General features: G+C 48.9%; 23 protein-coding genes. 11 read left to right on the forward strand and 12 right to left on the reverse strand.

Annotated elements, in window-relative coordinates; all coding sequences use genetic code 11:
* Positions 1–83 precede the first annotated feature (83 nt).
* From ICL07_RS23285 to ICL07_RS23295, 3 genes are read right to left on the reverse strand one after another with little or no spacing between them, the layout of a single operon-like run.
* Positions 84–1,679 (reverse strand): MFS transporter, encoded by a 1,596-nt coding sequence (locus tag ICL07_RS23285; protein ID WP_188090445.1) that lies wholly within the window; start codon positions 1,677–1,679, stop codon positions 84–86.
* A 2-nt stretch (positions 1,680–1,681) separates the two neighbouring features.
* Positions 1,682–2,755 (reverse strand): HlyD family secretion protein, encoded by a 1,074-nt coding sequence (locus ICL07_RS23290; protein WP_188090446.1) that lies wholly within the window; start codon positions 2,753–2,755, stop codon positions 1,682–1,684.
* A 3-nt stretch (positions 2,756–2,758) separates the two neighbouring features.
* A complete protein-coding gene (locus tag ICL07_RS23295; RefSeq protein WP_188090447.1) occupies positions 2,759–4,093 on the reverse strand; it encodes a TolC family protein in 1,335 nt (444 codons plus the stop codon).
* Between the two features lie 86 nt (positions 4,094–4,179).
* On the opposite strand from ICL07_RS23295, the gene ICL07_RS23300 reads away from it, so the two are divergent.
* On the forward strand, positions 4,180–4,974 hold the full coding sequence (locus tag ICL07_RS23300; protein WP_188090448.1) for a helix-turn-helix transcriptional regulator: 795 nt from the start codon (positions 4,180–4,182) through the stop codon (positions 4,972–4,974).
* Positions 4,975–5,064: 90 nt separating this feature from the next.
* On the forward strand, positions 5,065–6,609 hold the full coding sequence (locus ICL07_RS23305) for a S10 family peptidase (RefSeq protein ID WP_246485146.1): 1,545 nt from the start codon (positions 5,065–5,067) through the stop codon (positions 6,607–6,609).
* A gap of 69 nt (positions 6,610–6,678) precedes the next feature.
* Here the strand turns inward: ICL07_RS23305 and ICL07_RS23310 are convergent, their stop codons facing one another.
* On the reverse strand, positions 6,679–7,440 hold the full coding sequence (locus ICL07_RS23310; protein ID WP_188090449.1) for an outer membrane beta-barrel protein: 762 nt from the start codon (positions 7,438–7,440) through the stop codon (positions 6,679–6,681).
* A 17-nt stretch (positions 7,441–7,457) separates the two neighbouring features.
* Entirely contained in the window at positions 7,458–8,519 is a 1,062-nt protein-coding gene (locus ICL07_RS23315) for a PCMD domain-containing protein (protein WP_188090450.1), read from the reverse strand.
* A gap of 106 nt (positions 8,520–8,625) precedes the next feature.
* On the opposite strand from ICL07_RS23315, the gene ICL07_RS23320 reads away from it, so the two are divergent.
* The 3 genes from ICL07_RS23320 (at position 8,626) to ICL07_RS23330 (ending at position 10,920) form a co-directional block, all read left to right on the forward strand.
* Entirely contained in the window at positions 8,626–9,144 is a 519-nt protein-coding gene (locus ICL07_RS23320) for an FUSC family protein (protein WP_188090451.1), read from the forward strand.
* Between the two features lie 63 nt (positions 9,145–9,207).
* Positions 9,208–10,008 (forward strand): phosphatase PAP2 family protein, encoded by an 801-nt coding sequence (locus tag ICL07_RS23325; protein WP_246485147.1) that lies wholly within the window; start codon positions 9,208–9,210, stop codon positions 10,006–10,008.
* A 405-nt stretch (positions 10,009–10,413) separates the two neighbouring features.
* Positions 10,414–10,920, forward strand: a complete 507-nt coding sequence (locus tag ICL07_RS23330; protein WP_188090452.1) for a hypothetical protein — start codon at positions 10,414–10,416, stop codon at positions 10,918–10,920.
* On the opposite strand, the gene ICL07_RS23335 is transcribed toward ICL07_RS23330, so the two are convergent.
* A complete protein-coding gene (locus tag ICL07_RS23335) occupies positions 10,921–11,562 on the reverse strand; it encodes a phosphatase PAP2 family protein (RefSeq protein ID WP_188090453.1) in 642 nt (213 codons plus the stop codon).
* Positions 11,563–11,566: 4 nt separating this feature from the next.
* Complete coding sequence (locus ICL07_RS23340; RefSeq protein WP_188090454.1) at positions 11,567–12,007, reverse strand: DinB family protein; 441 nt, start codon at positions 12,005–12,007, stop codon at positions 11,567–11,569.
* 146 nt (positions 12,008–12,153) lie between these two features.
* On the opposite strand from ICL07_RS23340, the gene ICL07_RS23345 reads away from it, so the two are divergent.
* A complete protein-coding gene (locus ICL07_RS23345; protein WP_188090455.1) occupies positions 12,154–12,984 on the forward strand; it encodes an ion transporter in 831 nt (276 codons plus the stop codon).
* 2 nt (positions 12,985–12,986) lie between these two features.
* On the opposite strand, the gene ICL07_RS23350 is transcribed toward ICL07_RS23345, so the two are convergent.
* Positions 12,987–13,382 carry a hypothetical protein gene (locus ICL07_RS23350; RefSeq protein ID WP_188090456.1) on the reverse strand — a complete coding sequence of 132 codons (396 nt, stop codon included), beginning with the start codon at positions 13,380–13,382 and terminating at the stop codon, positions 12,987–12,989.
* 62 nt (positions 13,383–13,444) lie between these two features.
* Between ICL07_RS23350 and pncB the strand changes: the two genes are divergently transcribed.
* Positions 13,445–14,614, forward strand: coding sequence for a nicotinate phosphoribosyltransferase (gene pncB / locus ICL07_RS23355; RefSeq protein WP_188090457.1), 1,170 nt, complete (start codon positions 13,445–13,447; stop codon positions 14,612–14,614).
* A gap of 138 nt (positions 14,615–14,752) precedes the next feature.
* On the opposite strand, the gene ypfJ is transcribed toward pncB, so the two are convergent.
* On the reverse strand, positions 14,753–15,613 hold the full coding sequence (gene ypfJ / locus ICL07_RS23360) for a KPN_02809 family neutral zinc metallopeptidase (RefSeq protein ID WP_188090458.1): 861 nt from the start codon (positions 15,611–15,613) through the stop codon (positions 14,753–14,755).
* A gap of 144 nt (positions 15,614–15,757) precedes the next feature.
* On the opposite strand from ypfJ, the gene ICL07_RS23365 reads away from it, so the two are divergent.
* Genes ICL07_RS23365 through ICL07_RS23375 form a run of 3 tightly spaced genes read left to right on the forward strand, consistent with a single transcriptional unit; the run spans position 15,758 to position 18,179 of the window.
* Positions 15,758–16,768, forward strand: coding sequence for an NADP-dependent oxidoreductase (locus tag ICL07_RS23365; protein ID WP_188090459.1), 1,011 nt, complete (start codon positions 15,758–15,760; stop codon positions 16,766–16,768).
* A gap of 8 nt (positions 16,769–16,776) precedes the next feature.
* A complete protein-coding gene (gene fdhD, locus ICL07_RS23370; protein WP_188090460.1) occupies positions 16,777–17,577 on the forward strand; it encodes a formate dehydrogenase accessory sulfurtransferase FdhD in 801 nt (266 codons plus the stop codon).
* A 53-nt stretch (positions 17,578–17,630) separates the two neighbouring features.
* On the forward strand, positions 17,631–18,179 hold the full coding sequence (locus tag ICL07_RS23375) for a putative glycolipid-binding domain-containing protein (RefSeq protein ID WP_188090461.1): 549 nt from the start codon (positions 17,631–17,633) through the stop codon (positions 18,177–18,179).
* Positions 18,180–18,203: 24 nt separating this feature from the next.
* On the opposite strand, the gene ICL07_RS23380 is transcribed toward ICL07_RS23375, so the two are convergent.
* Together ICL07_RS23380 and ICL07_RS23385 are read right to left on the reverse strand one after the other, a co-directional pair.
* On the reverse strand, positions 18,204–19,286 hold the full coding sequence (locus ICL07_RS23380; protein WP_188090462.1) for an NAD(P)H-dependent flavin oxidoreductase: 1,083 nt from the start codon (positions 19,284–19,286) through the stop codon (positions 18,204–18,206).
* Between the two features lie 17 nt (positions 19,287–19,303).
* Positions 19,304–21,232, reverse strand: coding sequence for a BamA/TamA family outer membrane protein (locus ICL07_RS23385; protein WP_188090463.1), 1,929 nt, complete (start codon positions 21,230–21,232; stop codon positions 19,304–19,306).
* Positions 21,233–21,368: 136 nt separating this feature from the next.
* On the opposite strand from ICL07_RS23385, the gene ICL07_RS23390 reads away from it, so the two are divergent.
* Positions 21,369–21,530 (forward strand): DUF1328 domain-containing protein, encoded by a 162-nt coding sequence (locus tag ICL07_RS23390; RefSeq protein WP_188090464.1) that lies wholly within the window; start codon positions 21,369–21,371, stop codon positions 21,528–21,530.
* A 32-nt stretch (positions 21,531–21,562) separates the two neighbouring features.
* Here the strand turns inward: ICL07_RS23390 and ICL07_RS23395 are convergent, their stop codons facing one another.
* Positions 21,563–22,321, reverse strand: a complete 759-nt coding sequence (locus tag ICL07_RS23395; protein ID WP_188090465.1) for a DUF695 domain-containing protein — start codon at positions 22,319–22,321, stop codon at positions 21,563–21,565.
* Positions 22,322–22,675 lie beyond the last annotated feature (354 nt).

Raw genomic sequence — 22,675 nt, forward strand, 5'->3', positions numbered from 1 at the left:
AAGACGCAGTTCATGCGTCTTTTCTTTTTTACAGGATATCATTTTCAAAATCAGCTGATTATAAAACCGCTATTCACACAATGCTAGAAGGTAGCCGCAGCAGGCTGTTTGGCTTTAACGTCAATGATAGTACGATTTATAAACGGCGCCATAATAATCAGTAACATCACCCCCAGAATCAATATCACTACCATCTCGTTATAATCCATCGCGTATTTCAGGAATGCCTGTTTCTTAATAGCCTTGTCCAGTAAACCGGTAGCGGCACGCGCCGCCATGTCGGGCTGCATACCGCGTGCATGTAAGGCAGACTGGTACAGATTCAGCCTCTCCTGCAAACCATTATCTGCCCGCGAAACATGATCGCTCAACCGCATATCATGGATACCGGAATAATACAGCGAGAAGTAATTAATGAGTGCCGTACTGATACCGAAAAAGGCAAAGCGGATAAATACGCCTACTGCTGCGGCCGACTGGCTCAGGTCTGTGGGTACAGAAGAAATAGTAAACAACAGTATCGGCGTAAACACCATACCGGCGCCCATTCCCTGTATCATCAACGGTATAATGAAGGTGTTCATATCAGCTTCGCTGGCAAACAGAAAATACATTCCACCATGAAATAATAAAAGCAAGGCAAAACCGGCCAGCCAGATGAACTGAAGCGGCCTCTTTTTGATAATCAGTCTCCCGGATATCACCGCACCCATGATAATGCCCGCGATATTATAAATCAGCAGCTCGTATAGGTTGATCGGGTCCAGCCCCAGCACCGTAGAGAAATAGGTAGTCGTAATAGAAAAAGCGCCCCGGATCAGGTACAGCATCCCGATCAGAAAAATACCAAACAAAAATGCCCTCGACTGAAATACTTCCTGGTGAATAAAAGGGCGCTTCCGCGTAAGTTGCCTGGCAACAAATATGATCGCCAGAAAAACAATACCGATAATACTCCACACAATGGTATCATCCTGCAGCCAGTAGTATTGCTGACCGTAGGTAACCACATAAGCGATAAGTATCAGCATGGGACTATACAGGAAGAAGCTGGCCCAATCCAGCTGGTACAGGGGTGTTTTCCGGACCAGGTGTACCTTGTTCATCAGCAGCAGTAACAATATACCACCGGGTACAAACGTGTAGATGATCAGTTTGTAGAGTACATTGTACTCATAGTTATCGACCAGTGGTGCCGTGACCAGGGAGGTGAGTGAAGCCGAACACAGGATCATGGTATAAAAGATAGCGTACCCTGTTTCCCTGGCATGCTCGGATTTTAATCTCCCGAAAAGCAATGTCAGACAGATACTGGTTACTCCGCAATTGACCACTCCCTGCAGGAAACGGCAGGCAAAAAGTACGGGTAATGTACGGGTATGATAACACGCATAGCTGATCACTACCTGTAATACGAGGCATATGAGGAAATATTCTTTAGTAGATACCCGGCTGAAAAAGCGGCGCTCCAATGGCGTGAAGCTGGCGAGGGCAGCGTAATACAACAGCATAGAGAACTGTATGTCCGCCGGTTCCACACCGTAGAAACCTGTTGCCGCACTGATGTTGGCGGTGGACAATGCAAACAGCATCACCGTTGGCAGCATCACCAGGAAGATCGTCAGCCTGATGAGCCATTCCGGAGCCCATGACCTGAATATGGGGTTGCCTTTACTCATGATCACTGATGGGCTTTAGATATAGATACGTTTACACTCATACCGGCAGAAAGGGCTTGCAGTTCTTCCGGCGTACCGTTTAGCCGTATCCGTACGGGAATACGCTGCGCGATCTTGACGAAGTTACCAGTGGCATTATCCGGCGGCAGCAGCGAAAACCGGCTACCGGTGGCTCCTGACAGGGATTCTATCTTCCCGGTAAAACTTTTACCAGGGAAAGCATCTACCACAATATGCGCATCTTCTCCAATATACATATGCCGGATCTGTGTCTCTTTAAAATTGGCCACTACCCATTTACCGGCTTCCCAGTCCACGATATAAGCCAGTGTTTGTCCGGCTTGTACCAGCTGTCCCGGTTGAATGGTACGGCGGCCCATTTTACCATTATAGGGCGCGGTGATGATGGTATAAGACACCGTGAGGTTTCTGTTTTGCACCACCGCTTCTCTCCTTTTGATTTCCGCTTCCAGTGCGCTCTGCTGTACCCGGGCATCGTTGATTTTAGCCAGGGCTGCGTTGTGGGCATCGATAGCCGTATTGTATTCGGAGCGGGCTACGGCCAATGCGGCTTCCACTCTTTCCAGCTGTTGTTTGGTGGCAGACTCTGCGTCATAGAGTTTTTTGTAGCGGTCGTATTCCTGTTCCTGGTTCTGCAGTTTCGCTTTGGCGGCCGCTATCTGCGACTCGTATACTTTAGCCGTTTGGCCGGAAGTATTCACGTTACTCTGGATAACGCTTACCTGCGCTTTCGCATTGAGTAATGCTGCATCTGCTTCCTGCTGCTGGGCCGCATATTCGCTGTTGTCGATAATGACCAGCGTATCCCCTTTCTTTACCACCTGGTTTTCCTCGTAACGAATGGACTGCACATAGCCGGTTACTTTAGCCACGACGGGGTTAATGTATTCGTCTACCTGGGCATCGTTGGTTTCTTCAAACTTCCATTGGTGCAACAGTGTTCTAATGCCCCATATGGCCAGGCATATCACCACAATGGAGGCAACGATAGTGGTGATCCTCGAAATAATCCTGTCTGTTTTGTTCGTGTTCGTGTTCGTGTGTGTGTTGCTCATATATTAAAGGTTGCCTGTTGCTTTCAATAATTGATAGTATTGCAATTGCGCCGTCACAGCGGCGTTGGTAAGATCAAAGCGGGATTGCAGCAGCTGTGTTTCTGCATCCAGCAGGTCGGTCAGCAGGGAAAGCTGATTGAAGTAGGTATTGTTGACGATGCGGAAATTCTCCTGTGCCTGAAGAATGTTTTCCTGCGCCACCCGGATACGCTCCAGCGCCTCGTTGTAACGGAGATAGGCAGCCCTGACCTCCTCCCTCACCTGGTCCTTTGTATCAGCGTGTTCTATTTCCTGGCGTTCCAGGTCTATTTTCGCTGCTTCCTTTTTATGTTTGTTCTGATACAGGGCAGAAATAGGCAGCCCCGCCTTCACACCTACCTGTCCCAGGCCATACAGGCTGATAGCATAAGGGTAGAATAAAATCTGCGGATAGGCGTAGGAGTATTCTGCAAACAATCCCACTTTAGGTAGTATGTTCGATTTTACTTCCTTGAGTTTCAGCTCACTCAAGGCTGTTTCCTTTTCCGAAATCTTAAAAGCAAAAGCATGTTCATAGGCTTCTGCCAGGTAATCATCATAATCTCTTTGTGGAATAGTGGCCATGGACAGGGTGTCCAGCGACAGTTGGTTATTGATGCTATCAGGCTGACCAATCATAATATTAAGCCGTTGATTGGCGATGATCAGGCTGTTCCTGATTTCCAGCAGTGTCATTTTTTGTTTGGAGAGTTTCAGTTCCGCGCGCAGTACGTCACTTTTCAGGACTACGCCGTTTTTTAACAGTTGCCGGATTTCTTCCAGTTCCTTTTCCCGGTCGCGAATATCCTGCAACATCACTTTTTCGTACATGCGATACCGGTATATATCCAGGTAATAACCGGCGGCTTTGTATTTTATTTCCGCGTTCGTCAGGTTGCGCTGTTCTTCCGCCAGCTCGCTTTCTGTTTGCCGGACGGTGATTTCACGGGATGTTTTCCCGCCGTTGTATACGTTGAGGTAAGCATCTGCTCCTACCTGGTAAGATTGATGTACTACCGGAAACTGGGTAGGCGCATTCAGGAGGCCTTTCTCATACATGGGCAGATTGGACACCCTTGAATAAGAGCCGCTGGCTTTTATTTCCGGCAAACGCTCGTCTTTTGCTGCCTGTACACGTCGTTGCGCGCCAGCCACCCGCAGGTGTTGCATCTGTAATTGTTTGTTATACACGGCAGCCTTATTCCATACATCCGTTAACGTTAAGGGGCTCTGCTCAGGGCTCTGACAAATGGCTGTTTTGCCGGCTAACAATGCTGAGAGCATGATAGCTGCAAACCATTTATTACTAATTGAAGACATATTTAATCTGATGAAGATGCAAAGTTCCACTCATCCCGGTTAAATTATTTGTTATAAATTGCCATTAATTTGCTAAATCCGGCCAAATGGAAGAATTTAAACCAGAACTGATCATCGAGCAAGTGGATAGGATACCGGAATCCGCCTATATATGGCACTGGAAAACGGAGCATCACTTTCCCTTTCATAAGCATAACAAAGGACAACTCACCTATGTTGAGGGCGGCGTAGCTTTTTTGTATACAAGAGATAAAACCTATTTCCTTCCCGCACGGCACTATATGTGGGTACCCGCGGGTGTAGAACATTATTTTGCCCACCGCTATCCGGCCAATTTTGTCCGCACGATTTATTTTTTCCAGGATGAAGATGACCAGCTGGACCCTTTTTACCAGCGTACCGGTATTTACCCGGTAAGCAACCTGTTGCTGGAGATGATCCTTTATACCACCAAATGGGACAAGGATGTATTACCCGGCTCCAAAGGCTACCGGTTTGTGAAGTCCATCAAAAACATACTGCCGGACATCAGTACCTCCCCGCTGCCTATCAACCTGCCCACTACCGACAATAAGCGGCTGCAACCCATATTACGCTACATCAATGAAAACCTGTCCGAGCCGCTGACGCTGGAAAATATCGGCACTGAATTCAACATCAGTGAACGGACGCTGACCCGCTTGTTCCGCTCCACCATGGATATTTCCTTCTTCCAGTACCTGAAACTGGCCCGCATGATCAAAGCTATGGGCTACCTGCTGGAGACGGAAAAAACCATCAGTGAAATAGCCTGGGATACCGGCTATAACAGTGTTTCCGCTTTCAGCAATACCTTTTTCAAACTGGTCGGCAAACGCCCTTCCGATTACCAGGTGCGTTAAACCGGGAAAGGGATGACCGGTTTGGATTTACGGATATTTGGTTATAAATAGCATCACAACAATGCTTATCACCAAATATCTGATCTACTTATGAGCGTAATCAACAAGGCCTGGATGCCGCTGTTTCTGGCCGGTTTAACCAGTCTCTCAGCCGTACAGGCCCAACCGGCGCCTGCCTCCGGCAAACCGGCGCCTAAAACAGAGCTCACCGGCGCCAACCCGGTACTCACCCTTAGCCCGGACACCACTGTCACCAGCTACCATGATGTCGTCGTTAAAGGACAAAAAATTCCTTACAAAGCAATTGCCGGCACCCAGCCTGTATGGGACCAGGATGGAAAGGTCATGGCCGGACTTTTTTACACTTATTATGAAAGAACCGATGTAAAAGACAGGGCTTCCCGGCCGCTGGTCATCTCTTTTAATGGCGGGCCAGGTACCCCTTCCGTATGGATGCAGATCGCCTATACCGGTCCCCGCCTGCTCAATATCGATGACGAAGGTTATCCGATACAACCCTATGGCATACACGAAAATCCACAGTCCATCCTGGATATTGCGGACATCGTATATGTAGACCCCGCCAATACCGGCTTATCACGGATTAATAAAGATGCACCCCGGGAGAAATTTTTCGGCGTTAACGCAGATATCAAATACCTCGCGGAATGGATCAACACCTTTGTTTCCCGGTATAACCGCTGGGCATCACCGAAGTACCTGATCGGGGAAAGTTATGGCACCACCCGCGTTTCCGGGCTGGCACTGGAACTACAAAACGCTCAATGGATGTACCTGAACGGCGTGATACTGGTATCGCCCACCGACCTGGGTATCGCCCGCAGCGGTCCTATCGACGCCGCACTCTCCCTGCCGTACTTTGCTGCGACCGCCTGGTATCATAAAGCCCTCGCTCCCGACCTGCAACAGAAAGATCTCACTGCTATGCTGCCGGAAGTGGAGAACTTCACCATCCAGGAGCTGATACCAGCCATCAGCCAGGGCGGTTTCCTCGATGAACAAAAAAGAAAAGACATCGCAGCCCGTATGGCCCGCTATTCAGGTCTTTCAGAGAAAGTTATCCTGCAACACAACCTGAACATACCGGCAGACTTCTTCTGGAAAGAATTACTGCGGGACCGTGGTTATACCGTAGGCCGGCTGGATTCCCGCTACCTGGGGCAGGACAAGGAAGATGCCGGCGCCGCTCCGGATTACAATGCGGAGCTGACTTCCTGGTTACATGCCTTCACACCGGCAATGAACATCTATCTCCGCGATGAGCTGAAATTCACGACCGACCTGAAATACATGATGTTTGGCGCGGTGCATCCCTGGGACCGCAGCAACGATAAAACCGGCGAGAACCTGCGTCAGGCCATGGCTGCCAACCCATACCTGCATGTGATGATACAGTCAGGGTACTACGACGGCGCCTGTGATTATTTCAATGCCAAATACAGCATGTGGCAGCTCGACCCTGGCGGAAGGCTGAAGAACCGGCTGTCCTGGAAAGGGTACCGTAGCGGACATATGATGTACCTGCGGAAAGACGACCTGGCAACAGGCAATGAAGATATCCGCGAGTTTATCCGGAAATCTATACCGAAAGCTGGTCAGCCTGCGAAGTATTAATCTATCTATATAAAAGAAAAGGGCGAAGACAGTTGCTGTCTTCGCCCTTTTCTTTTATGCCTTATTACATCAGATTTTATAAGCCACTCCCAACGTCAGGTATATATTATACAGCGGAAAGTCAAGGCCTTTGAATTCGTTGGCAAATACTGGTCTCAGGCCCCAGTTCAGGTTACCCATTACTTCCAGTTTGTTGCCTACTTTACGCAGGGCTCCGCCTTGCAGGCCAATATCAAACTTGCGGACATCCGTTCCGAAGTCGAAGGTAGCGTGATCGATCATCACTTTTTCGCCGGTAGGACCGCCATTGCGGATATAGCCGTCGGATACGCTGCCATAGAAATTGGAACTAAACAGCCAGGCAGCATAACCGCCGAGTTGGAAGCGCCATTTGTTACTCGGTGCAAAAGTGGCGCTAAGCGGGAACACCACATACGCATTGCGGACAGTCGTTTTGTTTTTCCCGGTGAACTGACCGGCGAAAGTGCCACCATCTTCCGTGGTAATGATAGTAGAAAAATATTGTACCTGGTCTTTTGTGCCCATTCCTTTATAGTCGAGCTTTACGCCCAGGGAAGCGCCCCATTTCGGAGTGATGCGGTATCCCAGTTCATAGCCCAGCGAGGGACTGAATTCGGGCCAATAGCTGTTGATTTTGCGGATAGTGTTAGGTAAACCTACCGGCGCCGTGGCGCCAAAGTTAAACCCCGCCATGATCCTATGTTCCAGGTGAGGTGTAAAGTCAGTCTTTTCTTTATCGTTTTGCTGGGCGGAAAGCTGTCCCGCTGTCAGTAACAGCGCGGCCAGCAGCCCTTTCATTTTTATATTCATGGGTTGATTGCGGATCTTTATTGGTGAACAATTTCGAGGTTGTCGAGTACCAGGCGGCTACCGATAGCGCCTTTGTAGCTGTCGCCATCCTTGCTGGAAGAAGCTACGATAGCCATCATCAGCTTTTCTTTGCTGCTGACCTGTCTTTTCAGCACGAAAGGAATATCGAATCGGGTCCAGTTTTCCCTGGCAGAGCCGTCGGGCAGGTAGGCGGTGCCGATGATCCGGTCAGAATTGTGGATGTTGGTCGCATCGAGGCGGGAACTACCGGTGTACAATACCGCGTAAATGGAGCAGGAATCAATCATACCCGGGATAATAGTACCGGACTTGTCCTGGTAGTTGGCCCCGGGGGTGTATTTATAGTACCCGGTGAAACGCAAAGGTTGGCCTATATAAGGTTGTCCGAACTGGGTTGCCTTCAGCGGTTCAAAAAGCGCATTCTTCGATTCAAATACCCCCAGGAACAAGGAACCTGCGAAGAGCTTAATACCCACCAGGTTGGACAATGCCGTGCCCTTGCGGGTCACCATTTCCGCTGCATACGCGCCATGATAGGCTTCTGTAGTAGCGCGGAGCGGGTATTCCTTCGGATCTTTGGGTACACCTGACAAGGCGATACCAGGGTTACCGGAAGACCAGAACACAGTACTGTCGTCGTTGATCACATACTGGTATTTGTCTTTCGCATTGAGCATCCATTTTTCAAAGTCCCATTTCCATACCCCGATATTTACCACCTCCACTTTATAGGTCTTTTTATTCAACCCGTTGGCGGAAGTCACCACATACTGGTGGGTGTCGGCGGTATTAAAGCGAAGGGAATCTCCGGATGCCGGTGTTACTGTAGCGCCGGCAGAGAGTGTTAGTCTGGGAGCGATCCCCTTTTCGTATGCATCAGGAGTCAGGTACAGCATAATAGCGCCGTTGGCCTGGTCAATAAACACATCGCTGGCCATCTGGCTCTTGTCAAATGTAAACGTTTCAATGTCGGCCTCCGGGTTGATCGGCGCATCCTTGATACAGGCCTGCATCGACCCCGCGAGTACCGCGACGTAGCATAGTTTCCGTAGTCTCATGGTTATCAGTTGGTTAACGAAATAGCGCCAAAGGTAGCAAAACTAAATTTCAATCCCCTATATATATGTTAAACAGATATGTAACAAAAATCCCTAACATTGTGGTATGATGAATAAAGTGCGCGTTCAACGGATACTGATCTATGCAGCTAAGTGTGTCAGCGGTGTATTGATAGTACTGTTACTGTCCTGGTTGCTGGACTACCGGGATGTTGTATGGGTATTGATTTCTGTGATGCTGGTATTGTCGCCGGACGGCTCCGATGCTCTTACGCTGGCCGTTACCCGGATCAAGGCCAATGTAATTGGAGCAGCATCGGGATTTCTGTTGTTACTGTTTCATCCCAACCTGCTGATCACCATGAGTATTGCGGTATGCATTACCGTGGTGTTGTGCAATCTGTTTAACCTGGAAGCGGCCACCCGTACAGCTTTAGCCGCTACTATCATTGTGATGACGCATGAAGCAGGCGCCCATCTGTGGGACACCGCCGTAGGCCGCGTGATATCCGTACTCACAGGCTGTCTACTGGGACTGCTGATCACCTTTATCTTCCATAACCGCTATACCAAACAAACAGCAGAGATGATCCTTTCCAAAACAACAGACCGCGGCGGTGAGTAACTACAGAATTGCTCCAGAATCGGCCTTTACTTTTGAATGGTCAAGGAGTGATGCATGAAAAAGATGATACTTTCTACTGGCCTGGCCCTGGGCGCCATGACCAGCCCTGTCAAAGCCCAGTTACAGACAGATACCCTCGCTACAGCCGTTAAAGATTCCTTTCATCTGGAGATAAAACCGTCACCGGTACCGGCTTTCCGCACAACAGCTACCGGGCTGGTAGTACCCGCCGTGATGATCGGATATGGTGTGGCCGCCCTGCGATGGCATCCGCTCTCCGATCTTAATCATACTACCAACAAAGAAATACAGGAAGATAATACCGGGTTTCACACTACCATAGACAGCTACCTGCAATATGCGCCGGTGGCAGCCGTGTATGTACTCAATCTCGCCGGCGTAAAAGGTAAACATAACTTCCGTGACCGTACTATTATCCTGGGCATCTCCGCAGTACTGACTGCCGGTTCAGTGGAACTGGTCAAACACGTATCTCACGAAACACGCCCCGATGGCAGCGATAACTACTCGTTCCCTTCCGGGCATACGGCTACCGCATTTGCTTCCGCCGAATTCCTGCGCCAGGAATACAAGGATGTTTCACCCTGGTATGGCGTAGCAGGTTATGCAGCGGCTACCGCAACAGGTGCTTTAAGAATGTACAATAATAAACATTGGTTCAGTGATGTGGTGGCGGGAGCCGGATTTGGTATTCTCAGCACCAAAGCGGCCTATTGGATTTATCCCTGGGTACAGCGTAAACTGTTTAAAGATACTAACAAGCACGCCTCTACGATGATCTTGCCTTACTACAATGCCCAGTGGCACAGCGCCGGGTTAAGCGTCGCTTTCTTTTGCCGGTAATCCCGCCGGTTTTTTAAATAACCAACAGATAATTTAACGGCAACAGCGCGGCTTCTCCCGGCGCAAGCCGGTTACAGGCACGCATGTAGCGTAGATTCCGTTTATCCGGAAGCGTTAACGACAAACATTCATAAAAACAGGGGCAAATACAGACATTTACATCAAACTAAAGACAGCACAAGGTTACAAACACCCTAAAAAAACGTCAGGCAAAATTGGGGGTTTCTGTTTGTTTATTTTGTGAGTCAATTGTTAATCCCGTTAAAAAAGTAGAAGCGTTAATTCTACACCTATTATTAAGAAAATAATATTATCAAATCCCGATACATTAACATCGTATTTACATTTGGAGAATCTGGTAGTAGTATATTTGATACCATACTGCGAATAAACCCAGACCCATTTATGTACATTGTCCTGACCCTCACTTTCGTGTTTGCCGGTATGGTGGCTTATGCCATCTATAAAGCCCGTACGACTGTATCTGCAGCGATATCGGCACTTCCGGTGCCACCCGAAGGTGAGAACGCTATCGCAGCGGTACTCATCACCGGTATCACCAACAGCACTTTCACCGTTACCAGGTACCTGCGCAATATCCGCAACGCCTCAACGGACCGTTTTGTGACGGTAGCTATCCGGCAAATTGTTAGCACACCGGTAGGCACCACCACCAGCATCCGGGTCATGGAAAACCTCGCTCCCGGCACTGAACGGACGCTGGGACATGTTGACAATGTACAGGACGGAAAATCTCCTATCTATATTGGCTATGAAATTATCTGGGCGCGTTATACGCCTGCACCGCTTTGTTACCCGCACACGCAGCCATCAGCACCACATATGGGTTGGATAGACAACGCAGAACTGAAACCAGGCCTGCTTTACCAGATACTGATGCTGGAACAATAGTTATTTGGCCGGCACTTTATCTTTGATCAGCGTAATCAGCAAGGTAGTGAGCAGCACCGCTTCCGTAGCACCCGCCGTCACATCTTCCAGAAAATGCTGGCTCATATACATCCTGGAATAAGCCACTAAAGCCGCCAATAACAGGAACACCCATGACCAATACTTGTTTTTGACATAATACGACAACACCGTTGCTGCCGTAAAAGCACATACGCTATGCCCGGAAGGGAAACTCCTGAAATTATCGAGTACCGTTACACCAGGCACAAAATAAATATCATACAACCGCTCAATAAAATAACGGCGGGGCCTCGGAAATGCGATCATGAACTTCAACGCAAAATTAACCATGGAGTTAAACAGGTATGCTGCGGCCAATACAATACTCTGTTGCCGGTTGATGAAAAACAACCATACCGTCAGCACCACACAGGCTGCTGTACTGCCCAGCTCCGTGATATGCGGGAACAGCCAGTCCCCCCAGCTGGTGTGTAGGCGGTTTACATAGAAATACACCTCTTCCCGGCTGTAAATACTGCGGAAAATAAACACGATCGTAACGAGGCCAATAAAAGGCCATATCAGCATTTTTAATTGCTGGTACACCTGCAGCAACCGCTGCGCAAACGAAGGCTGCAACATATAATTATTGGATTAACCGGCGATGGTAGTTGATCTGTCCCAGGTGATAATTCAGATGCCCGTATAAATGCACGAGGAATTTATCGGTAGACATCTCTCCCAGGACTTTTTCCGGAAATGGCTGTGATAAGCTCTCGGGAGAAAGACCCACGATAACGGTCAATACCGTACGACGGGTAACACTCACCAGCGCCAGCAGGTCCTGCCGCGGTACATGCTTATCACTGAACTCGCGGTCGCGGTCGCGTACATAGCCCGTCTTACCTAATATAGCGCCAATAAAGTGCTGCAGGTTACCACACAGGTGCAGACACAAATTACCGGCTGAATTTTTAATACCCTCCCTTACCTGCCAGATGGCCGCCTCGTTTTCATAAGCAGCTATTTCATCTTCCAGTTTACTCAGGTCCCGTTCAAATAAGTTGATTAATATTTCTGTAAGCATAAAGCTAAGATAAGGAACTATTGGCTACGTCTGATATACGGGAACGGATATACTATTTGACTATTTTGTCTGACATGGTTTTTGCGGGATGGCGGAGGATAAACATAAATTCCCTTATAATTGTTGATTCAACATAACAATAACTGATGGCAAAACAGGACCGGAGAACATTAACCCCCTTTCAGCAACGCTGGCACAATATCATTTTTGAGGCAGACACTCCTGCCGGCCGGCTGTTCGACATTATCTTGCTGGCCGCCATTCTCCTCAGCGTGATTGTTGTGATGATGGAGAGCGTGGCCAGTATGCAACAGCGGTATGAACGGCTGTTTACCCTGCTGGAATGGGCATTTACCATCGTGTTTACCCTGGAATACCTGTTCCGGGTCTGGTGCAGTTACCGCCCTAAAGCCTATATTACCAGCTTTTACGGGCTGATAGACCTGCTCTGTATATTACCTACCTATGTAGAATTTATTTTCGGGGGTGCGCATTTCCTGCTCACCATCCGCATACTGCGTCTGATGCGTATTTTCAGGATCTTTAAACTGGTGCCCTTCCTCAACGAAAGTAAACAACTGGCGCTGGCACTGGAACACAGCCGGCGCAAGATTGCCGTTTTTCTCTTTTTTATTTTATTGCTGACAGTCGTATTGGGATCGCTGATGTATGTGATAGAATCAGCGCATAACTCCGGATTCACCAGTATACCCGTGAGCGTTTATTGGGCGGTGGTAACCCTCACAACGGTCGGTTATGGCGACATCGCGCCTGTAACGCCTTTGGGACAGGCCTTCTCTGCATTGATCATGATTATGGGCTATGCTATTATTGCGGTGCCAACAGGGATTGTGACGGTGGAAATGAGCAGACTGAAGGACAAGGAAGATGTGGACTTGAGAGTATGTCCGCATTGTATGCGTGAAGGACACGATGCCAATGCGGACTATTGTAAATTCTGTGGTTCGAAATTATAAGGCTATTTTACCGAGAAGAGTGGTTTTACATCGATCATTGCTTTCTGGTAAGCAGCGTCAAAGATCTCCCATTTACCGGTGATCGCCATCCGTACAGTAGAACCGTCGAACAGTTCAAATACGGCTACCTTTTTATTAAAGCCTTGTTTGCCTCTGCTGAAATTGGTAATATCATTCAGGGCAAATTCCTTGAGGACCTTTTTACGGGTGAGCAACCAGCCTATCACACCAAACAATAAAAATGCGGTGGTTGATTTACCTTCGATGACAATCCTTTCATTGGTGAGGCACAGGGCGCCGGGTTTTGCAACCCATTTGCTTTTGAGGTAAGATCCGTCTACTTTGAACAAAACGGTTTCTTCCGGGTTAAGGGCAAACTTTACTTTGTACTGTTTCATATTAAATTGGATATGATTAAGAGCGTAAAAATACAATATTATTGTCACACAAATAGCCGGTCATGAAGCTAAATTCCATTCTCGACAACGACTTCTACAAGTTTACCATGCAGCACTGCGTGATAAAACTGTTTCCGAAGGCCCGTGCCCGTTATAAATTCATCAACCGTGGCCACCATGCTTTTCCTCCCGGATTCGACAAGCTATTGCGGCAGGCTGTAGACGACATGCGTTATCTGCAGCTAAGCCAGGAAGAAAAGGACTTCCTGGCAGTTACCTGCCCCTACCTGGACCCAACCTACCTGGATTTTCTGCAGGGTTACCGGTATGATCCTGCGGAGATACATATTACCCAGCATGGCGAAGCCCTGGAAGTACATGCCGACGGCTACTGGTACCGGACCATCCTTTGGGAAGTACCGCTTATGTCGCTGATATGTGAACTGTATTACGAAGCCACCGGCCAGCAACGGGTACCGGATGAAGAAGTGATAGCGATTACCCGTGCCAAAATAGAACGTTACAAAGACCTCCATATTACCATCGCCGATTTTGGCACCCGGCGCCGGCACTCCCTTGCCGTACAGAAACTGGTGGTACAAACCCTCCGGCAGTATGGAGAAAAAACCTTCATCGGCACCAGTAACGTGCACCTGGCTATGCGCAACGGCATTAAACCGGTGGGTACCCATGCCCATGAGTGGTTTATGTTCCATGCCGCCAAATACGGCTTTAAAATGGCCAATATGCTGGGGCTGGAGCATTGGGTACAGGTATACCGTGGCGACCTCGGTATTGCGCTGTCCGATACCTATACCACCCCTGTTTTCTTTGAGCAGTTCGATAAAAAGTTCGCCAAGCTGTTTGACGGTGTCCGGCACGATAGTGGCGACCCGCTGCAGTTTGCAGACAGCACCATCCTGCATTACCAGGAGAAAGGCATCAATCCCTTGTCTAAAACCATTATTTTCTCTGATGGCCTGGACTATGACAAAGTAGCCACCATTGCCGCCCACTGCCGGGGGAAAATAGGGATGTCGTTTGGCATTGGTACCAACTTCACCAACGACGTGGGCCTGACACCGCTGAATATTGTGGTGAAAATGTATGAAGCCCGGCCGGAAGACGCTCCCCGCTGGACGCCGGTGGTAAAACTATCGGATGAAAAAGGAAAATATACCGGTGATGAAAAGATGATCATGCTGGCAAAAGAGATGCTGGAATTATTTTGATATTTTGAAATTTGGTTATTGGGGTGTCTATATTTTGGAGGGACTTGGTAAGTGGGGCTTCTCATTTGGCTGCTGGCTTTTTTATTTGGATATTTTGATAGTTAAATATCAAAATATCCAAATAAAAAAATAACTAAATTATCTGGCTTGTCCCAGCCCGATACCGGTGTCTCCCTGTGACAGATCGCCCGTATCGTAACCTTTTTTAAACCAGAACATTCGTTGCTCAGATGTACCATGTGTAAAGGCATCCGGTACTACGCGTCCGGTGGCAGCCTGCTGCAGCTTATCATCGCCTACGGCGCTGGCAGCACTCAGTCCGGATTCAATGTCTCCCCTCTCCAGGATGTTACGCATTTGCTGTGCATGGTTAGCCCATAATCCGGCGAGGAAGTCGGCCTGTAATTCCAGTTTTACAGAGAGTTTATTATATTCCGTTTCGCTCAGTCTGCTTCTCATAGCCTGTACCTGCCGGCTGATACCCAGCAGATTTTGTACATGGTGCCCTACTTCATGGGCAATCACATAGGCTTTGGCAAAGTCGCCTTTTACACCGAAACGGTCTTCCAGCTCTTTGAAGAAAGACACGTCCAGGTACACTTTCTGGTCAGCCGGGCAATAGAATGGTCCCATGGCTGATTCGGCAGCACCGCAACCGGATGTGGTAGCATCTTCAAACAATGCCATTTTAGGCGGTTCATACTGCATACGGAGCTGTTGAAATTCGGCAGTCCATACATCTTCTGTACTGGCCAATACCTTGGAGGAAAACAATTCAATAGCAGAAGCATTTTCTTTGGTAAGCTTCTCCACTTTTTCGGAGCCACCGGGTCCCTGCACCTGTTGCAGTACCTGGTTTACCTGGTTGGGGTCTTGTTTAAACAACAGCGCGAGCACTATAACGATGACGCCGCCAATACCGCCGCCAATCAGTTTCCGCGTTCCGCCACCGGAACGTTTCTCGACATTGTCGCTTAATCTTTCATCATCCAAACGCATAGACAGTTAGGGTTTAGTGGTTAATTACGGCCCTAAAATACATTATTACCGGATAATTCCCAGCAGTGGGTCTATAGAACCATCCATCATTAAACAAAAGTTGTTTTTCCCCGTTAAAGAGAATATACCTATAAACCAGTTTTCATGAAAATACAACAGATCTTACTGAACGAACGGCCGGAGGGATTACCCACCGCTGATACCTTTAAAACCGTTACAACTGAATTGCCGGCGCCTGCCAATGGAGAAGTACTGCTGCAGCCGCTTTACTTTTCTGTAGATCCCTACATGCGCGGCCGGATGAGCGATGCCCGCTCCTATATCCCTCCTTTCAGGGTCCGGGAACCGATAGAAAGTGGTGGTGTGGCTACTGTTGTAGAAAGTAAAGACCCCCGCTTTACTGCCGGCGACCTGGTAATGCCGGGTGGTGGCCGTAATTTCTTCCCCTGGGCCACTGGTATCCTTTTTCCCGGCGATCATCTCCGTAAAATAGACGGCAGTATTTCTCCCTCCTACTACCTCGGCGTGCTGGGTATGCCAGGCCTTACCGCCTATTTCGGACTGATGGACATCGGCAAACCCAAGGCCGGCGAAACGGTGGTGATTTCCGGCGCAGCGGGCGCGGTGGGATTGGTAGCAGGCCAGATAGCCAGGTTACAGGGATGCCGCGTAGTAGGTATCGCCGGCGGCGAAGAAAAGGTAAAAATGCTGACCGGCGAGTTTAACTTCGATGCGGCTATCAACTACAAAGACAATAAACACCTGGACGAGGCCATTGCCGCTGCCTGCCCTAATGGCGTGGACATCTACTTTGATAACGTAGGCGGCGAAATTTCCGATGCCGTTATGCAGCACCTTAATTTCTTTGCCCGGATACCGGTATGCGGACAGATCGCCTTATACAATAGCACAGAAGTCCCCATGGGGCCGCGAGTACAACCCACGCTGATCAAATTCAGCGTGCTGATGCAGGGATTTACTATCGGCAACTATGCCCCGCGCTATGGCGAAGGCATGCAGCAGCTGGGCGAATGGATACGCGCCGGTAAAATAAAGTATGCCGAGACCGTTATAGAAGGATTTGACCAACTGCCCACCGCCCTGCTGGGATTATTTTCCGGTAAAAACAGCGGTAAGATGATCGTGAAAGTGTAATTTTAACTATGACGAATCCCGTAGTGCATACCCGTATCAAAAAAGTAACTGCCGCCGGAATTACAGACACAGAAGACGTACTGGCTGCGGAAGAACCGCTGGAAATAAGGCTGGAACATGGTCCTACCCATAATCGCCGCCAACAGAATATCGCTGTTACCATGCGTACCCCAGGGCAAGATGCCGAATTGGCTACCGGGTTCCTGTTCACCGAAGGTATCATCCCTGGCCCGGACGCCATTAAACAAGTGGTGCTGGCCGAAACACCTGATGGCAGCCTGGCTACCGTATCGCTCAAAGAACAGATCATCCCTTTTCTGGATAAAAGCCAGCGCCATTTCCAGGCGACTGCCGCCTGCGGTATGTGTGGTAAATCATCCATCGAAAATATTCATACAGGCGTTAACGTTAACCAATCCGCCCGGCGTACCCCTGGTACCTGGATATCACAGTTGCCACAGCAGCTGCGTGCCCAGCAAGCACTTTTCCGGCATACCGGTGGGCTCCATGCCGCTGCACTGGTGGATGACGACGGACAAATTCAGCTACTACGCGAAGATATTGGCCGGCACAACGCAGTGGATAAAATCATCGGAGCTGCCCTGGCGCAACAGTTCCCGTTGCAGCAAAGCCTTTTGCTGCTGAGTGGCCGCGCAGGTTTTGAACTGATACAGAAAGCCGCTATGGCGGGCATACCCATGATAGCAGCCATCGGCGCGCCTTCCAGCATGGCCGTAAGAATGGCGGATCAATGGAATATCACCCTGATCGGATTTTTAAAAGAAGACAGGTATAACCAATATACCTAAACTATTATTTAAGCAGCAGAAAAATTAAATCATCCACCATAAAAAGATAACTCATGGGACCAATAGTATGGCAGGCTACCAAATGGCCTGCAACGGAATTTTTGACAGTAACGCAGCAGGAACACAACAGCATGGCCAGCGGTATCATCAACGGCTATACGGAAAGACAACCGTTTTCTATCCGGTATGATATTGAAATCACCCCGGACTGGAAAGTATCCTCTTTTCATATTCAGCGTGACGGCCTTCAGCCCACCGCGCTGAAACTAACCTCCGATCTGAACGGACACTGGTTCGACAAAGACGGGAATCACATAGAAGCATTCGACGACTGCACCGACATCGATATTTCCCTGACACCTTTTACCAATACACTCCCTATACGCAGACTGGACTTTGAACCCGGTGAAAGGAAACTGCTGCATATGCTCTACATCAAGTTACCGGAATTTGAACTGCAAAAACTGCCGCAATACTATACCAAACTGGAAGACAGGCTGTATCTGTATGAAAACGGCGACAGTGGCTTCCATGCGGAGCTGCCGGTTGATGAGAACGGGGTGGTGAAAGATTATCCGGGTATTTTTACACGGGTTTATTGATACGGGTTCCCAGCCCCCAGGGCTTTAGCCCTGGGTTCCCCCGGTATCCAATATTTTCTCCGTCGCCTTTCTGATCTCCTCCATGATTTCCGCTGCCGGAAGTTCCCTCGCCATCTGAGCTGCCTGACCGGCATACATCACAATAAATGCAGGATCGTCCAGTTCTTTGGCGACTTTACGGACCGCCTGTGTAAGCGCATCCTGCAGCGGATATACATTCAGCGGCAGGCCGGATGCTTCCACAGCGTCCATAAGCGTATTGCCGATTCCTCTGGCCCAGCGTCCGGAGAAAGCGCGGGTAAGGCGTGTACCCATATCCGTAACCGCTCCTACTTTCGCTTTGTGACGGGGAGTAGCGGCGCTTTCCGGACTCCTTAACAGCACGCTGCCACATTGCACGGCGCTGGCGCCCAGGCAGAAAGCTGCGGCTGCGGTGCGTCCGTCGGCAATACCGCCGGCGGCAATAACGGGCAGACTTATACGGTCTGTTATCTGTGGTACCAACGCCATAGTGCCTATCTGCGGTAAGGCTCCAGGTAAAAAAGTGCCGCGATGACCGCCGGCTTCTATACCCTGGGCTACCGCTGCGTCGCAGCCGGCTGTTTCCAACGCTACCGCTTCTTCCACCGAAGTAGCGGTACCCAGCAACAGGCAACCTCGCGCTTTCAACTGTGCGATGCTGTCCGCATCGGGGATGCCGAAAGTAAAACTCACCAGCGATACGCCGGCGGATAACAGTACCGGCAGCTGATCTTTATAGGAATAAATTTTTATGGCATCATAGTCCACCAGCGGCACCGTCAGGTCGCTGGCGGTATACAGCTGTTGCAGAAACCGTTGCATCGGCTCAAATGTGTCCGGTTGGCCGGCAGGCGGTATCTCGTAAGTAAACAGATTGACGGCAAAGGGTTTGGAGGTAAGCGCTTTCACTTCCTGTATCAGCGCGGCGACCCGCTCAGGCGCCAGCCCGCCGACCGGCAGGGAACCCAGTCCGCCGCCATTACTCACCGCCGCTACCATGGCCGGTGTGGTAATACCTAACATGGGCGCCTGTACGAATGGGTATGGTATACCCAACAAAGAGGTTAGTTTGTTTTGCCATTCCATACACTTCATTTTTTCCGTTAACGATTATCAAAACTCAGGAATGCAGGGGCTTTCAACGCCGAAATATCAAACCTGAAATCCACGATAGTAGTAATTTCCAGTAAGGTCCTGGGTTGAAAAGCCGGTGCATTGGGATAATAATACCCAGACACCTTGATGGTATTGAGCGACAGGTTTTCATTCTTCACTCTGAAACCACCGCCCACACCCAGGTAAACAGGGTTGCTGAACAGGTTGTCATTTTTGGCAGTAATCATAGACGCCTGCAGGGAAGTAAAGAAATTAAACTTGAATCCCAGGAACCGCAGCGGGCTATAGTAAACGGTTTCCGACCCGAAATTCAGACGCTGGTAACCATTCAGCTTGGTATAACGGTATCCCCAGATACCGTCGTCGTTATTAATGTTCAGCGGTTTATAGAAAAATGGATTGGGGCTTTCCAGGTAGTCCAGGTTAATAAACTGGCGGAAGCGGGATTTGCGGATAGAAAACAACCGGCTATAATATTCCGCCCGTCCGTGGATAACCGCATCTTCTATCCTGCTGCCTTGCCAGAACGTACTGATGCCAAAGGTGGTATTAAAAAGTCCCTGCCGCCGTGTGGTCCAGAACTTCTGGGCTTCGATACCGGTGTACCAACGGTGCCGGTCTTTCCAGGTTTCCCAGCCGGTAGCGGCTTTCAGGTTATACCCCAGCGGGATATCCTCCGTTCGGCCAAAACCAAAGAACTGGTGTGCCTTGAAGAAGTCCAGCCGGTACATCTGCAGTTCCAGCAGGTAAAAACGATGGTCATTATAGACCGGATCTATCTTAAACTGCTCCTGGTCGGGGGTTTTGGAGAAGTTGAGATTATAGTGCCGAAACAGGGCCGCGAAGTTGGGCTTACTGCTGCTGGTGCCGTTATGCTCGTAGTTGTTGATGAAGTTGTACCCTATCCAGCCATCGAGAACGGTATAACGGTAATCGCGGTATAAGAGGCTGTCCTGCGTCTGGCGCTCAGTACCATGAATATTGATAGACCAGTTGTTGGCCGCCGTGAACCCGCCAACCCATTTGGCCGCGTTGCGGTATAGCGGCCGGTTCAGGCTGATGTATAAGGAACCTTCGTATACATTGGTATCCAGCGGCATCACCGGGGTAGTACTGTACAAGGTAGAATAACCGACACTCACGTCCACAAAAGAACCCAACACGTTGTACTTCGTATAGCGGGCCTCGGTATTCCAGGTAGGCGAATAATCGCTGCGCCACTGAAAGCCCAGCTGTAGCGCCTGTCCGGCGCCCAGGAGGTTATTATTGGACACCCGGGCCTTGATATCTTTAGCGCTGAACTGCGACAGGTCCACACCATACTCGAATACATCTTTGGTAATCACCTCCACGTCTACCGAATCGGAATCGGGATTAGCATTCCGTACATGGATACGGGCGTCGGAGAAGAAGGGCCTGTTACGCAGGTAACGTTCGTTGTCGGCCATTTCGTATGGGTCCAGCCTGGAGCCTTCCCTGAAAAACAGCGACTGGCGAACCACCCACTCTTTGGAATCAAAGTGGAGCCTGTTAGCCAGGTGAATCAGCTTCATGCTGGTGGTAAACGTTGTATCGTTGATGTTACGCGGACCGAAAACTTTCACCTTGCGGTAGTATATGTTCCGGATCACTTTACCTACAAAAGGGGTAAAATACGCCTCACTTTTGGTAATCACACTGTCCGCATCCTGGTCGGGGGTTTCCACATCCTGCCGGGTAATACGGCGGATAAACGACTGCCGGTAGTCTTTATTCCGCAGGGAATCACGGTACTCGCCGATCTTTTTCATCAGGCTATTGCCTTTTTTACCAACCGTGTCCGCTACCGGCGGTTCCTGGGCAAACGTCGTCTGGCACCAGCAAAGGAGCCAGCAGGTAACAGCAATAGCAGCTAATATTTTTAGTTCCGTCCTCAAGGGTTGATTGAAGGTGACAAGTATATTAAAAAAAAATGGTATTGCGCTTAATGCAATTATTGTACTGAGCCGGAATAATAATTGAATGAAGCAGTACAGAAAGGAAAAGTTCATTGTTCACCTAAAACCTTCTGCTATGTTACGTTGGGCTTTAATATTCTTTATTGTGGCCATTGTAGCCGCCCTCTTCGGCTTTGGCGGGATTGCCGCAGGCGCCGCGTCCATTGCCAAAATACTGTTCTACATCTTCCTGGTGCTGTTCGTCATTTCACTGTTATCCGGTCTTCTCAGGAAATAAAAAAGCAGGGAAACTTTCCCTGCTTTTTTCCTTTATTTTACGATGCTGGTTTCCCAGCCGTCATATTCCGCATTGACCTGCTGTGCCAGCTCCCAGAGACTCATGACCACACTGTCTATGGTTGCTTCACTGGCTTTGTCAGACCTCGATATACATAATTTAAACGGAAACTCCGGATTGTCATTGGCCATATCGTGGGCTATGACAAAGCCGTTTTCCCGGATATGTTCCCAATAGGCTGTTTTATCTTCCTGCGTCCGGAAATGTATCCAATGCTCAATAGGACGTTCGCGGTCAGACATGTCACCATGCTGACGGAGCATCCGCAATACTTTCCTGTTCTGTATACGCTGGAATTCGTAAACATCGGGAAACAGGAAATCGAAATAAAGCTCCCAGTTATTGTCTTCCTTTACACCATAATCATAACGGTAGTCCGGAAAACTAATCATTGCATCTGCAATGAATTTATCATGCAGTAATGTATTGCCTGTATAAAAATAGAAGTCACGTACGCCATTGGAAAAAGTACGTCCCACAAAATGCGCGTCCAGTTTGGTTGTTAGCTGTTCTACCAGAGCATCCTCTATCTCGCCCATAATGGCGAATTCATCATTTTGTGGAAATCCGTCTTCCCGCGGATTGTTCAGGTATACCGTAATATATATGGCATTCGGCTTTTCCTTCAATGGTGCAAATCGTCTCAGATCAAGGTCAAGGCCTATTACTGCTGGACTTTCTTCAATATGGCACGTGTAAATATCCCAGTCCGGTCGGTAATCCTTATGCATATAAAAAAATTAAAATAACGCAACAGCTGGCTGTAAAGATACGTACCTATATGTTATCTTCGAAATCATAAAACAATTATCCCGCTTTTTTTTCTCGCAAAGAAAATTTAAGGCCTGCATTTTTTGGTAAGAGCGCTAAGAAGCGGATACTGCCTGTTTTTTCTTAGCGCTCTTACCAAAAAATGCAGGTCTTATGCTCCTCTGCGTGAGCTTAACACTAATTAACATTCGTGGATTTTCAGGCACACCCTTTGTGAAACCATTACCTGCAAAGAATCCTGCTCGATTCTGAAGTTAAAACATGTTACTGTAAAGGGTTCTATCACACCTTTCATCCTAAAAAAGTGATTTTCT

It is taken from the genome of Chitinophaga qingshengii, from assembly GCF_014529935.1.
GTDB lineage: Bacteria > Bacteroidota > Bacteroidia > Chitinophagales > Chitinophagaceae > Chitinophaga > Chitinophaga qingshengii.